This is a genomic window from Caballeronia sp. S22 (assembly GCF_964261745.1).
Classification (GTDB): domain Bacteria; phylum Pseudomonadota; class Gammaproteobacteria; order Burkholderiales; family Burkholderiaceae; genus Caballeronia; species Caballeronia jiangsuensis.
Map to the genome: position 1 here is coordinate 593,415 of NZ_OZ180039.1, position 12,873 is coordinate 606,287.

A 12,873-nucleotide genomic window follows, 5' to 3' on the forward strand; every position below is an offset into this window, starting at 1 on the left:
TTTCGTTCAATGCGCGATCAGAAGCCGCGCACCCAGCGCCAGCACGAGCGCGGGCAGCATGACGACCACGCCGACCCTGAAGAACTGCATGAAACTCACTTCCTCGCCCTCGCGCCGAATGGACGAGAGCCAGAGAATGGTCGCGAGCGAACCGGTGATCGACAGATTCGGCCCGAGGTCCACGCCGATCAGCAACGCGTCGATCACGCGCTCGGGACTGTGCGCCTGCAACGCCGTCGCGCTGGCGATGAGCCCGGCCGGCAGATTGTTGATCGCATTGCTGCCCAAAGCGACGACGACGCCCGACACCGCAGCCGCGAGCGATTGATTCTGTTGCGCCACGCTCGCGAGCACATGCGAAAGTGCCGCAACGACGCCCGTGTGCGCGAGCATCTCCACGAGCACGAACAGGCCCGCGACGAGCGGCAGCACGCTCCACGAAATCTCGCTGACGAGTTCGACCGGCGATTGACGCTCCTTCACCAGTACGACCAGCGCCGTGAGAATGCCGAGGATGGCCGTCGGCAAGCCCAGTTGCATGTCGAGGGCGGAAACCGTGAGCAACGCGATCGCCGTCACGCCGATGCCCGCGAGCGTCACCTTCCCGTTCGCGCTCAGCTTGTCGACGGGAAGATCGGAGGCGCACGCGCCGACGAGCTCGCCGCGTTGCGTCCAGCGCAGCATGAAAAACGTCGCGACGATCGACAGCACCGAGGGCAACGCGAAGCGCGCTACCCATAATCCCAGCGCCGGCGTGTGATTCGCATAGAGCACGAGATTGGCGGGATTCGATATCGGCAACACGAAGCTCGCCGCGTTCGCGATGAACGCGCACACATACAGAAGCGGCAGCGGCTTCGTCTGCGCCTTCTTCGCCGCGGCGAACACGGCGGGCGTGAGCACGACGGCGGCGGCATCGTTGGAAAGGAAAGTCGTCACCACGACGCCGACGAGATACACCAGCAAGAAGAGCCTGCGCGGTGAACCCTTCGCATGATTCACGGCAAGGACCGCGATCCAGTCGAACAGGCCTTCGCGCCTGCCGAGTTCGGAGAGCAGCATCATGCCGATGAGGAACAGGTACACATCGGTGCCCTTTCCGACCGCTTGCCACGCGAGATTCGCCGGAAGCAGGCCGAGCGCGACGAGCAGCAAGGCGCCCGCGACGGCCCAGATCGCCTCGGGCCATCTGAATGGACGGAGGATGACGCCGGCGGTCGCAGCCAGCCCGATGCCCCAGGATAGAAAAATCGGATTCATGTGGCGATCATGTGGCGAGAGAAGGATCGTTGGCGGAATCGCGGCAACTGCCGCATGCTTTCTTGAGCGATGTGCCGAAAGAGAGCCAGAGCACGAGCGAGCCCGTCGACACGGCGCCCAGCGCGAGAAACGCGGTCACATAGCCGAAATGCTGTGCGAGCGCGCCGCCCAGCGCGGGACTGAGCGCGGCACCGATGCCCTGCACCGTCATCACCACGCCCTGCCCGACATTGACGCGCCCGGTGCCTTGCAGCAAACGCACCACGAGCGCGGGAACAGCCACGCTTTGCAGCCCCGCGCCGATGCCGTCGAGCGCCTGCACGGGCCACACGCCCCATGCGTTGATGAACATCGCCGCGACGAGACCGCGCAACGGCAGCGCAAGGAACGTGATCAGAATCACGCCCCAGTAGCCGGTGCGCCGGATCAGCCGGTTCGCGAAGAACGCCGCGGCGACCATCACGAGTTGCGCGACGACGATCGTCTGCGCGGTGAACGCGCTCGGATCGCCCTGATGCGCGGCGACGACGGCGAGGCCATAGAGCGGCAGCATCGCTGCATTGCCGAGGTGGAACATCGCGAGCGCGGCGGCGAGCAACAGCAGCGGCCTGCACGTGAGCAACATGCGAAAGCCGCTCGCGTGCTCATGCTCCGAAGACGAAGACGATGGCGATGAGGCGGCGAGGCCGCGCGCGCTGTCGTGATCGATCGAATCGGCGCGGATCAGCAGCGTCGATAGAACCGTCAGCGCGCCGAACACGCTTGCGAGCGCGAACACCGCGCCGAATCCGAAGCGCCAGCCGAGCCATCCCGAAAGCGCCGCGGCCACGACATTGCCCGCGTGATTGGCCACCTGATTGCGCGCGAACTGCCGGTCGAAGCCGCGCTCGCGCACGATGCCGAGCGTCACGCCCGCGACCGCCGGACCGAGCGCGGCGCCGGTCACCGCCGTGAGAATCTGCGAGGCGGCGACCATCCAGAAGTCATGCGACACCCACAGCACGAGCGATGCGAGCGTCGTCATGACGCCCGCCGTCACGATGAGGCCGCGCTTGTGATGCGTCGCATCGACGAGCGCGCCCGCCGGGGAAGTCGCGAGCATGCCGGCGATGCCGCCGAGCGTCATCACGGTGCCGATCGATGCCGGATGCCAGCCCTGCGCCTGCAAAAAAACGCCGAGGAAAGGACCGATGCCCGCCTGCACATCGGCCATGAAAAAGCTCAGTCCTTCGAGCGCATAGAGAGGGTTCATGGGCTGCTCACCAGGGACGTCCGTTCTTGTTGGGCCAGCTCGGCATGTCGCGCTCTCCCGCGTTGCACGCCCGTGTTGCGTCAGGCGGCGACCGGCGCGTCGATCAGTTCGGCGATCTCATCCACTTCGATCGTCCGCCCGTGCCGGTTGCGGATGCCGTGCCCCCACGCCTGAACGTGCGCGCCCGGCGCGAGATACGCCGTCAGTTCGGCTGCGGCATGCGGCGGCATCCGCAGCGACGTGCCATCGTCGAGCAACGCGCCGCGCAGTTCGCCCTTCGGCCCGAAGAGCGACAGCACCACTTCGCCGCTCGCTTCCATCGGCTTGCGTTCGACGTGCGGCTTCTGATGTTTCTCGCCATCGTGATGCGGGCCTTCGTCGAGAATGACCTTGCCGTTCTTAGGCACAAGCGAGACCGCCGCGATCATGTCCGCGCCGCGCGGCTTCACGCCCCGCACGCGAACCTCGTCGCCCACCGTGACCTGCCGCGCGATCTGCCGCGACAAGTGAGGCGGAAAGTGAACCTGCAACGCCTGTCGCGCGCCGAGCACGATTCCATCGATTTCGCCGTGCGGGTTCAGCAGAAAGCGCGTCACCTTGCCGCGCGTTTCGGGAAGGCTCTCAGGGTCGATCCAATGCATGTCGTTGATCCTCGTTTGATGTTGATGAAAGCGCGTCGGTCATCGACGCGCTCATGGGTTCGGCGGCGCGCGGTCATAGAGCCGGGTCAGGTTGCCCGGCGCACCGAACGATGTCGCCTGAAGCGCGGTGCCGTACTGGTTGCGCGTGCCATAGCCTTGCGCCGATACCCGCGCGCCCGTCTGCACGAGCCGGGGGAATTGCTGGGCGACGGGCGGCGTGAGTTTGATCACGGTGCCATCCGCGAGAATCACGCCGTCAGGCTCGCCGCGCGGAGCGGTGGTGACGTGCGCCACCTGTCCCTGCGCGCTCAGGCGCGAAAGACCCGCGCCGCGCAACTCTCGCGGCAACGGCTGCGCGCCAGGCAGCGGCGGCTGATCGGTGAGTTGCTGGCCGCTTCGCGCATCGGTGATGCGTTGCGCCTTGAGATTGCCGCCCGCATCGCGCCATCCTTCGATCTGCACGCTGTCGCCCGGATGTATCGCCGACGTGAGCTGTGCGCTCATGTGCGGCGGGAAGTGGACGAGCGCGCCGTCGCCGGTCAGGAAGCCGTCGACATCGCCATCGGGGTTGATGAGAAAACGCGACACCGTGGCTTGCGTCGTGACCGCCGTTCCTTGGTCCGCGAGCGGCGCGGGACCGGGGCCGGGCGGCGGCGGCACAGGCGCGGCGCCGGGCGGCGGCGGCGGTGGCATACCCGCTGCCGCGACGGGCGGCGCAGGCGCGACGGGCGGCTGGGTCTGGGCGACGCAACCCGCGCTGATCGCCAGCAGCGCGGTGAGACTCATCGCGCTTGCGATGCGGGCGGTGTTGCGGCGGCTTGCCTTGGTCGATGTCGATTGCATGATTCACTCCTTCGCTTGACGCGGAGTGATCTGCAAGGGCTATGCCATCCAACGAAAGCCCACTGCTCAAGGTATCGGCGTGACGAAGCGCGCGGCGGTGTCGGGGAACCGGACGCCGGGTGTCCGATCTCTTGACACTCAACTGTCGGAGCTGGACATCCCGAGGTTCGCCAGACGCGTATAGAGCGATTGACGGCTGATGCCGAGCCTGCGCGCCGCCTCGGCGCGATTGCCGTCGGTGAGCGCGAGCGCGCGGACGATCAGCGCGCGTTCGAGCTGCGCGAGTGCGTCGTTGAGTGGAAGCTCGGCGAGGCTGGCAGGGATCGCGTCACTCGGACTCGCGGTCGTGTTGAAGAGGAAGGCGAAGTCCTCGCGCGTGAGCAGCGCGCCCGGCGCAAGCGCGCTCGCCCGTTCCATCGCGTTCGCCAGTTCACGCACATTGCCGGGCCAGCTGAACGTGACGAGCATGCGCTGCGCATCGGCGGAGAGCCGCTTGTGAGCCGCATCGGGCGATGCCGCGAGCGTCGACAGAAAATGCTCCGCGAGCGGCAGGATATCCGCCACCCGCTCACGCAAGGGCGGCAAGTGCAGCGGGATCACGTTCAGCCGATACAACAGATCCTGCCGGAAGGTTCCCGCCGCGACCATCGCCGGCAGATCGCGATGGGTCGCCGCCACGACGCGCACATCGACGGCGACGGGCCGGTTCGTGCCGAGCGGCGTGACCTGCCGTTCCTGAAGCACGCGCAGCAGCTTGGCCTGCATCGCGAGCGGCATGTCGCCGACTTCATCGAGAAAGAGCGTGCCGCCGTGCGCCTCCTCGAAGCGCCCGCGCCGCTCCGCATGCGCGCCGGTGAACGCGCCCTTGCCATGCCCGAAAAGCTCGCTTTCGAGCAGGTCATCCGGAATCGCCGCGCAGTTCACCGCCACGAACGGCCCGCCCGCCCGCGCCGAAGCGCGATGCAGCACATGCGCCGCCACTTCCTTGCCGGTGCCCGTCTCGCCGGTGATGAGGACCGTCGAGTGCGTGCCCGCCGCGCGGCCCAGACGCTTTTGCACATCGCGCATCGCGTCGCTCACGCCGAGCAGTTGCGGCTCGCGCGACGGCGTTTCGTCCGCGAAGGCAGGCGACGCGGCGACGGGCGCATCGGGATGCGCCGCGAGCATGCGTGCGAGCAGCACCGCGATCTCGTCGCGGCCGACGGGTTTGGTGAGGTGCTCGAACGCGCCGAGCCGCATCGCGCCGATGGTGTTGTCGCTCGTCGCATGCGCGGTCAGCATCACGACCGGCACATGTTGCAGGCCCGCGATGCCGCGCAGCGATTCGAGCACGGCGAGACCGTCCGCGCCCGGCAGACGGAAGTCGAGAAAGATGCAGTCCGGCGCGCAGCGCTCGCGCAAGTGCTCCAGCGCCGCTTCGCCCGAGCGCGCTTCGAGCGTCGTGTGACCGAGGTCCTGGATGGTTTCGACGAGGCCTTCGCGAAAGGCGTCGTCGTCGTCGATGATCAGTATGGTCGCCATGGCACCTCGATCACGAAGCATGTCACGTTCGAATCCTCCGCGAGGTAAGCGCGTCCGCCATGTGCCGCCGCGATCTCGCGCACGACGGCGAGGCCAAGCCCGGAGCCATCGGGACGGCCCGTCACAAACGGCTCGAAAATGCGCTCGCGCTCGGCCGCGCTCACGCCTGGACCATCGTCGGTCACTTCCAGCCTGAGCCGTTCGCCCCCGGTCCATTGTGCGCCCTTCGCGCGCACCGTCACGTGGCCGCCCGGCGGCGCATGGCGCAGCGCGTTCACGATCAGGTTGTCGAGCGCGCGCGCCATTTGCGCCGGATCGAAGACGGGCTGCATCGCGCCGGTTTCGATCTCCGCGCGCAACGATATCGCGCGGCTCTCGGCGCTCGCTTCATGCGTATGAACGATGTCGCCGAGCCACGCGTGCAGATCGACGGCGCGCGCGTTCACGGTCACCGGCTGCGTGAGCGCGAGCAGACTGGTCACCTCCGCCTCGATGCGTCCCACCTGCTCGATGATCGTTCGCAGCGCAGCTTCGCGGCGCGCGCCGTCGCCTGCGAGCGCGTTTTCTGCCTTCAGACGCATCGCGCCCGCGGGGTTGCGGATCTCGTGCGCGATCTGCGCCGCCATCTTGCCGAGCGCGCCGAATCGTTCGGCCTGCGCCAGTTGCGTGCTCAGCGCGTTCGCCTCGCGCTTGAGGCGCGCGGCGCGCTCGACATAGCGATTGAGCGCATCGACGATCTGGTCCAGATCGCGCTCGCCGAGCCGTTCGAGTCGCCGGCCCTGCTCGAATCCGCCATCGGGCGCGAGCGCCTGTTCCAGCCGCGTGAGGTTGCGCCGCCAGCGCCTGAGCGCCACGGCCAGAAACAAGGCCAGCACGACGATGATCGCGAGGACGCCCGCCAGGATGGTCGCGGCGCGCTCGCCGTAGGGTCCGAGCGGCGGGCGCGCGCGCGTGAGCATCCACGCCAGCAGGCCTGCGTGGCGCGGCACGGGACAGGCTACCGCGACCACGGCATCCGCGCCGCTCGATACGACATCGACCTGCATCTGGCCCGCGCCGCCCGCTTTCCTGAGCGTGCGCAGAATGAGCGGCGTCTCGGCCTCGGGGACATCGCGCTTCACGCCGCTGCCTTCGTAGGTGGGAAACGCATAGGCCAGAAAGCCGTTGGGCGCACCGGCCGCCGTCTTGTCGTTCCAGAAGCCGCCTTCGATGCCATCGGTGCGGATCAGCACGAGATCGAGCACCGCGTGCATGAGATCGATGTTGGTTTCGCCGGGGCGCTGCATCGACAGGTCGTAACGCGATGCGACCGCCGTGCAGGCCGCAGCCGCCTGTTGCTTCGCGGTCGTGACACGCTCGCCGAGCGCCGACGAAAGGATGAGCCACACGGCCGCCGTGAGCAGCCCGCACAGGATGGCGACGAGAATCCAGAGCGCGAAGAGCTGGGTGGAGAACGACGGTCGCGGCATGAAGAGTCTCTGCGCCAATTGAGTTGGTGCGAATTGAAGCAAGTCTCTCGCCACGGTCCGTTACGTCGCCGCCTGCTAGCGCCAGGCCTGCGTGAACTCGCTGACCACGCGCGTGAGATGCGCCTGCATCGCCCCGCGCGCGGCGCTCGCATCGCGCGCCATGATGGCCGAAAAGATGCGCTGATGGTCGTCCTGCGAAGCCTCGCGCAACGCGGGCGTGTGGAAGTGCTCCTCGATCTTTTTCCACAACGGATCGGCGCGGGAGTTGTCCCATATCGCGGTCACGACCGAGTGGAGCACTTCGTTTCCCGTCGCGCGTGCAATCGCCAGATGGAAATCGCGGTCGGCGGCTTCGTTGGCGGCCTTGTCGTGCATGTTTTCGCGCATCGCGCGCAGCGCGGCGAAGAGCCGGTCGAGGTCCGCATCCTTGCGTTCGATAGCGGCGAGCGCCGCGATCCCGCTTTCGATCACCGCCCGGGCGCGCAGCGTCTCGATCGGGCCCAGCCCGCGCGGCATCCTGAACGTCACGGAGCGCGCCTCCGGTGCTTCGGCCACGTAGATGCCCGACCCGACACGGACCTCGACGACGCCCTGCACTTCCAGCGCGATGATCGCCTCCCTCACCTGCGTGCGGCTCACGCCGAAACGCTCGGCCAGCGTGCGTTCGGAAGGCAGGCGGGCGCGCGGCCCGATGTCGCCGGTCGCGATCAGGTCGTAGATACGGTTCGCCAGCCCGACATACGAACGATCGCCCGCGTCCGTGTTGGCGAGACGGCCGGCTGGCGTGTGCGAAAGATCGGCCATCTGGAACTCTCGAGATCGTCAAGGACGCCGGGCGGCGCTCGAAGCTGGTCGAAATGGTACACCAATCCCTGTGCAACGCAGCATCGGCCGATCGCGGGCCAGCCTTACCCATCAAGCGTTTCAAGCCGAACGGCGCACGCTCGTAAACCACTATCGCGCGTGGATTGGTATGCCAGTACTGTCAGACGCGAACGCGCACGCGCGTGCCCCTCCTGACGCTTCGAGGGGCGCCTTTGAAAATGGTCCTGCTGCCAGTTCGATCGCGTCCCGCCTGGCAAATCCGCAAGATTCCGTGCTTCCCGCGCACCGTGTCGCCAATCCACGACGAGCCATGCGCGCCCGCAGTCGATAGATTGAATCCAACAACAAGGAGACAACATGCGTCCAGGAATCCAGGTGCTCAGAGTGACGGCGAGCGCGGCATTGGCGTTGTGCACGAGTGCGGCTTTCGCGCAGGCTTCGATCGTTTCCGGTCCATCCAGCGATCCCGCATGCATGGTTCCCTGGAAGAGCGACACGAAGTTCGTCAAGTATCCGAAGAAGAACGGCCCGTACCGCATCGCGCTCGTGAACGGCTATATCGCCAACACCTGGCGCATCCAGATGATCAAGACGGCCAAGGCCTACACCGCGCAACCGGCGGTCGCCGCGAAGCTCAAGGAATTCAAGGTCGTCTCGACCGGCGAGGACGTCCCGGCGCAGATCTCGGCCGTCAACAACTTCATCGATGCGGGCTACGACGCGATCATCGTCGATGCGCAGAATCCCTCCTCGTTCGGCCCGGCGATCCGCCGCGCGAAGAAAGCCGGCGTCGTGCTGATCGCGTTCGACAACACGCTCGACAGCGAAGACGCGATCAACGTCGACGTCGATCAGTACGGGCTCGGCGTGCTGTGGGCCAAGTGGCTCGCGACCCATGTGCCGAACGGCGGCAAGGTGCTGGAGGTTCGCGGCGTGGCGGGCACGTCGGTGGATACGGACCGGCACAACGGTTTCCTGAAAACGCTCGACGAGACCGGCAAGAAGTGGAACGTCGTGCAGGTCTACGGCAAATGGGACGACGGCGTCGCGCAGAAGGCCGCCGCGGACGCCATCGCGGTGCAAGGCCATTTCGACGGCATTTCGGCGCAGGGTGGCGACACCGGTGTCGTGCGCGCGATGATCGACGCGAAGCATCCGTTCGTGCCGTTCGGCGGCGAGACGGAAAACGGCTTTCGCAAGTTCTGCGCGCAGTACGGCAGCCAGGGCCTGAAATGCACATCGGCGGGCAGCGGTCCCGCGCAGGTGGCCGTGGCGATCAAGACCGCGCTCTCGGCACTCGACGGTCAGACGATTCCCGTGGCGATCAAACTGCCCCTCGACATCACCGACGACGCGAAGCTGAAGGCGGGCGTCAACTACTTCCCGAACGAATCCGACAACTTCTTTGTCGGCAACTCGTTTCCGACCTGCGGCATCAACTTCTCCGCGCAGGAAATCATGAAGCAGAGCCAGGGCAACCAGTAAGCGGATGATGGCGGCGACGTGACGGGAGACGAAGCATGCGGGACGACGCAGAGCGGCCGTTCTTTCAGATGTCCGGCGTGTCGAAAAGCTACGGCGGCGCCGTCGCGCTGGATCACGCGGAACTGGCGGTGCGCAGGGGACGCATCCACGCGGTCCTCGGCGAGAATGGCGCGGGCAAGTCCACGCTGCTGAAGGTGATGTCCGGCGTCGTGCAGCCGGACGAAGGCATGATGCACCTCGACGGCCGTGAAGTCTCGTTCGCGTCGCCCGCCGCGGCGAACGCGGCGGGCATCGTCTGCGTGTATCAGGAGCTGTCGCTGATCCCCGACCTGAGCGTGGCGGACAACATCTTCGCCGCGAATCCGCCACGGCGCTTCGGCATGATCGATCGCCGGGTGCAGCGTCGCCAGGCCGAGGCCGCGCTCGCCCGCGCCGGCGCGGCCGACATCAATCCGCTCACGAAAGTCCGCGATCTGCCGCTGTCGCGCCAGCAGATGGTCGAACTCGCGAAGGGACTGGCGCACGAGCCGCGCATCCTGATTCTCGACGAAGCCACGTCGGCGCTGACCGCGGCCGACGTGGCGCGCGTCATCGACGTGCTCAAGCGCCTGCGCGACGAAGGGCTCGCGCTGCTCTTCATCTCGCACCGGATGCACGAGGTGAAAGCGCTCGCGGACGAATGCACCGTCTACCGGAACGGTCGTCACGTGATGAGCTTCGAGGCGGGCACGCGCTCCGACAACGAGGTCGTCGAGATGATGATCGGCCGCAAGTATCAGCATGTGTTTCCCGCCAAGCCCACGAACGAGCCCGGCGAACGCGGCGCCGCCGAAGCGGTTCTCGCCTGCCGCGACCTCGCGTGGAACGACACATTGCGCGGCGTCAGCTTTTCGGTGAGGCCCGGCGAAATCCTCGGGCTGGGCGGCCTCGACGGACAAGGCCAGCGCGAACTGCTGCTCGCGCTGTTCGGCGTGCTGCGCGGTTGCACGGGGGTGATCGAGATCGACGGCAAGGCAGTGTCGATCGGGAGCCCCGTGGCCGCCCGCGCCAATCGCATCGGCATGGCGCTGATTCCGGAGGACCGCAAGACCGAAGGCCTGATGCTGCCGATGTCGGTGCGCGAGAACCTGTCGTTCGCCGCGCTCGATCGCATGTCCACCGCGGGCGTGATCGATCGCGACCGCCAGCAGTCGTTCGTCGACCGGATGATGGCGCTCCTCGCGATCAAGTCGTTCAGCACCGACGCGGCCGTGGGCTCGCTCTCGGGCGGCAACCAGCAAAAGGTCGTCATCGCGAAGTGGCTGGTCCGGCAGCCGCGCATCCTGCTGCTCTGCGACCCGACGCGCGGCATCGACGTCGGCACCAAGCAGGAGATCTATCAGTTGCTCAGGCGGCTCGCCGACGAGGGCGCAGCAATCGTGTTCTATTCGACCGACTATGACGAGCTGATCGGCTGCTGCGATCGCGTCCTCGTGCTGTACGAAGGCAGGATCAAGAAGGAGCTCGCCGGGGCGGCGATCACCGAGCAGAATCTCATCGCCAGTGCGCTGGACCTGCCCGTCGGACAGGTTGCGCTTTCCAAAGGAGTCGCGCCATGAGCGGATTGCGCTACTGGTACGCGGAAAATCGCGGGTCGGCGTTCGCGTTCGCCCTGTTCGTGCTGATGTTCGCGATCTACCTCTTCAACTATCCGTCGACGTTGTCGGCGAATGTGTTTCAGACGGCGGCGAACAAGGCGGTACTGCTCGCGCTGGTGTCGATGGGCCAGGCGCTCGTCGTACTGACGGCGGGCATCGACCTGTCGATCGGGATGATGCTCGTGCTGACCAATTGCCTGGGATCGTGGATCGTCACGGGCGGCGCGCTGCACAGCGCGCTCGGCATTGCCGGTGTGCTCGCGGCGGGCGCGCTGTGCGGCGCGCTCAACGGCGTCATCATCATTTTCGGGCGCTTGCAACCCATCGTGACGACGATCGCAACGGGCGCGGTGTACTACGGACTGGCGCTGCTGCTTCGCCCGGTTCCCGGCGGCGCGATCAACGAAGACCTCGCCGACGTACTGACCGGCAAGGTCGCCGGCGTCGTGCCGGCAAGCCTGTTGATTCTGCTCGCGGCCGTGGTGATCGTCTGGATTCCCTTCAAGCGCTCCGCGATCGGGCGCGCGGCTTATGCAACCGGCTCGTCCGAACCCGCGGCCTTTCTCTCGGGCATGCCGATCCGCCGCGCGAAGTTCATGAGCTATACGCTCGCCGGCCTGCTCGCCGCGATCGGCGGCCTCTTTCTGACGTTCTTCACGGACACCGGCGAAGCCAGCCTCGGCAGCGCCAACTCGTACACGCTGTTTTCGATCGCCGCCGTGGTCATCGGCGGCGTGTCGCTGCTGGGCGGCAGGGGCAGCGCGATCGGCGCGGTCTTCGGCGCATTCGCGTTCCGCTCGATCGGCGACCTGCTCTTCGTGTTCAACGTCGATGCGCTGTGGCAGCCGCTCTTCCAGGGCGTGATTCTTCTGCTCGCCGTCTCGATCGGCGCGTGTGGACTGTTCCGGGTGCGCAACCGCCTGGAGTGGTTCCAATGAGCGACGTTTCCGCGAACGGACGCACCACATTCGTGTCGAGGCTCGCACGCCGGATCGACAAGCCTATCGTGATCGCGTTCGCGTGCATCGTCGCGCTGCTGCTGGTCGGCGGGATGTATTCGCGCAGCTTCATGTCGCCGGAGTACATCCTGCTGCAACTGAAGGTCGGCGCGTTTCTCGGCATCATCGCGACCGGACTGATGATGGTGATCCTGCTCGGCCACATCGACCTGTCGTTGCCGTGGACGATCACGGTCGGCGCGATGATGGCGTGCGCCGTCGCGGGGCACGGCGAACTGGGGCGCGTCCTCGCGATTCCCGTCGGGATTGGTTGCGGCGTGCTGATCGGCGTCGTCAACGGCATTCTCGTCGCGCTCCTGCGCATTCCGTCGATGATCGCGACGCTCGCGACCAATGCAGTCGCGCAGGGCATCATGATCGTCTACACGGGGGGATCGTCGCCGCAGGATTCCGCGCCGGACGTGATGCGATGGCTCGCGGCGGGCTGGCTCGTGCCGGGCGTGCCGAATGCGGTCGCGCTGTGGGTCGTGATCGGCGGCGCGACGATGTTCCTGCTGTCGCGCACGACTTTTGGCCGCACGCTGTACGCGATCGGCAACACCGAACGCGCGGCGTACCTTTCGGGCATCGATACGCGGCTCGTGACCGTGGCCGCTTTCGCCGTGTGCAGCGCGTTCGCGGCGTTCGGCGGCGTGCTGCTCGCGGGCTATGCGTCGAAGGCCGCGCAGTCGATGGGCGATGCCTACCTGTTGCCGGCCATCGCGGCGGTCGTGCTGGGCGGCACGTCGATTCTGGGCGGTCGCGGGTCGTACCTCGGCACCGTGGCTGGCGCGATCCTCATCACGCTGCTGCAGTCGATCCTCTCGGTCGCGCAGATGCCGGAAGCGGGGCGTCAGATCATCTACGGCGTGGTGATCGCGGCGATGCTGCTGCTGTACGGGCGCAGCAAGCTGGAGGCGTAGGGCCGACGCATCGGTTCAA

11 protein-coding genes are annotated in these 12,873 nt (G+C 66.9%); 4 read left to right on the forward strand and 7 right to left on the reverse strand.

Going from position 1 to position 12,873, the window contains the following annotated elements; genetic code table 11:
- Window positions 1-6: 6 nt before the first annotated feature.
- The 7 genes from ACEN42_RS34565 to ACEN42_RS34595 form a co-directional block, all read right to left on the reverse strand.
- On the reverse strand, window positions 7-1,260 hold the full coding sequence (locus ACEN42_RS34565) for an arsenic transporter (protein ID WP_371883103.1): 1,254 nt from the start codon (window positions 1,258-1,260) through the stop codon (window positions 7-9).
- 7 nt (window positions 1,261-1,267) lie between these two features.
- Complete coding sequence (locus ACEN42_RS34570; RefSeq protein WP_371883104.1) at window positions 1,268-2,512, reverse strand: MFS transporter; 1,245 nt, start codon at window positions 2,510-2,512, stop codon at window positions 1,268-1,270.
- Between the two features lie 80 nt (window positions 2,513-2,592).
- Window positions 2,593-3,153, reverse strand: coding sequence for a hypothetical protein (locus ACEN42_RS34575; RefSeq protein ID WP_371883105.1), 561 nt, complete (start codon window positions 3,151-3,153; stop codon window positions 2,593-2,595).
- Window positions 3,154-3,204: 51 nt separating this feature from the next.
- Window positions 3,205-3,996, reverse strand: coding sequence for a hypothetical protein (locus ACEN42_RS34580; protein WP_371883106.1), 792 nt, complete (start codon window positions 3,994-3,996; stop codon window positions 3,205-3,207).
- Window positions 3,997-4,134: 138 nt separating this feature from the next.
- Window positions 4,135-5,517, reverse strand: coding sequence for a sigma-54-dependent transcriptional regulator (locus tag ACEN42_RS34585; RefSeq protein WP_371883107.1), 1,383 nt, complete (start codon window positions 5,515-5,517; stop codon window positions 4,135-4,137).
- Complete coding sequence (locus tag ACEN42_RS34590) at window positions 5,502-6,986, reverse strand: PAS domain-containing sensor histidine kinase (protein ID WP_371883108.1); 1,485 nt, start codon at window positions 6,984-6,986, stop codon at window positions 5,502-5,504. The genes ACEN42_RS34585 and ACEN42_RS34590 overlap by 16 nt, the downstream gene beginning before the upstream one ends.
- A gap of 75 nt (window positions 6,987-7,061) precedes the next feature.
- Window positions 7,062-7,790 (reverse strand): FadR/GntR family transcriptional regulator, encoded by a 729-nt coding sequence (locus tag ACEN42_RS34595; protein ID WP_371883109.1) that lies wholly within the window; start codon window positions 7,788-7,790, stop codon window positions 7,062-7,064.
- A gap of 378 nt (window positions 7,791-8,168) precedes the next feature.
- Between ACEN42_RS34595 and ACEN42_RS34600 the strand changes: the two genes are divergently transcribed.
- The 4 genes from ACEN42_RS34600 to ACEN42_RS34615 are packed head-to-tail and all read left to right on the forward strand — an operon-like array spanning window position 8,169 to window position 12,854.
- Window positions 8,169-9,296 carry a sugar ABC transporter substrate-binding protein gene (locus ACEN42_RS34600; protein WP_187603266.1) on the forward strand — a complete coding sequence of 376 codons (1,128 nt, stop codon included), beginning with the start codon at window positions 8,169-8,171 and terminating at the stop codon, window positions 9,294-9,296.
- 35 nt (window positions 9,297-9,331) lie between these two features.
- Complete coding sequence (locus tag ACEN42_RS34605) at window positions 9,332-10,894, forward strand: sugar ABC transporter ATP-binding protein (RefSeq protein WP_371883110.1); 1,563 nt, start codon at window positions 9,332-9,334, stop codon at window positions 10,892-10,894.
- Window positions 10,891-11,871: an ABC transporter permease gene (locus ACEN42_RS34610; protein ID WP_371883111.1), complete on the forward strand. Its 981-nt coding sequence runs from the start codon at window positions 10,891-10,893 to the stop codon at window positions 11,869-11,871. Before ACEN42_RS34605 ends, ACEN42_RS34610 begins: the two co-directional genes overlap by 4 nt.
- Window positions 11,868-12,854, forward strand: coding sequence for an ABC transporter permease (locus tag ACEN42_RS34615; RefSeq protein WP_371883112.1), 987 nt, complete (start codon window positions 11,868-11,870; stop codon window positions 12,852-12,854). The genes ACEN42_RS34610 and ACEN42_RS34615 overlap by 4 nt, the downstream gene beginning before the upstream one ends.
- Window positions 12,855-12,873 lie beyond the last annotated feature (19 nt).

Excerpts from the sequence above, each read along its gene's own strand:
- ACEN42_RS34565 (WP_371883103.1), bottom strand. The coding sequence starts at position 1,260 with ATGAATCCGATTTTTCTATCCTGGGGCATCGGGCTGGCTGCGACCGCC.
- ACEN42_RS34570 (WP_371883104.1), bottom strand. The coding sequence starts at position 2,512 with ATGAACCCTCTCTATGCGCTCGAAGGACTGAGCTTTTTCATGGCCGAT.
- ACEN42_RS34575 (WP_371883105.1), bottom strand. The coding sequence starts at position 3,153 with ATGCATTGGATCGACCCTGAGAGCCTTCCCGAAACGCGCGGCAAGGTG.
- ACEN42_RS34580 (WP_371883106.1), bottom strand. The coding sequence starts at position 3,996 with ATGCAATCGACATCGACCAAGGCAAGCCGCCGCAACACCGCCCGCATC.
- ACEN42_RS34585 (WP_371883107.1), bottom strand. The coding sequence starts at position 5,517 with ATGGCGACCATACTGATCATCGACGACGACGACGCCTTTCGCGAAGGC.
- ACEN42_RS34590 (WP_371883108.1), bottom strand. The coding sequence starts at position 6,986 with ATGCCGCGACCGTCGTTCTCCACCCAGCTCTTCGCGCTCTGGATTCTC.
- ACEN42_RS34595 (WP_371883109.1), bottom strand. The coding sequence starts at position 7,790 with ATGGCCGATCTTTCGCACACGCCAGCCGGCCGTCTCGCCAACACGGAC.
- ACEN42_RS34600 (WP_187603266.1), top strand. The coding sequence starts at position 8,169 with ATGCGTCCAGGAATCCAGGTGCTCAGAGTGACGGCGAGCGCGGCATTG.
- ACEN42_RS34605 (WP_371883110.1), top strand. The coding sequence starts at position 9,332 with ATGCGGGACGACGCAGAGCGGCCGTTCTTTCAGATGTCCGGCGTGTCG.
- ACEN42_RS34610 (WP_371883111.1), top strand. The coding sequence starts at position 10,891 with ATGAGCGGATTGCGCTACTGGTACGCGGAAAATCGCGGGTCGGCGTTC.
- ACEN42_RS34615 (WP_371883112.1), top strand. The coding sequence starts at position 11,868 with ATGAGCGACGTTTCCGCGAACGGACGCACCACATTCGTGTCGAGGCTC.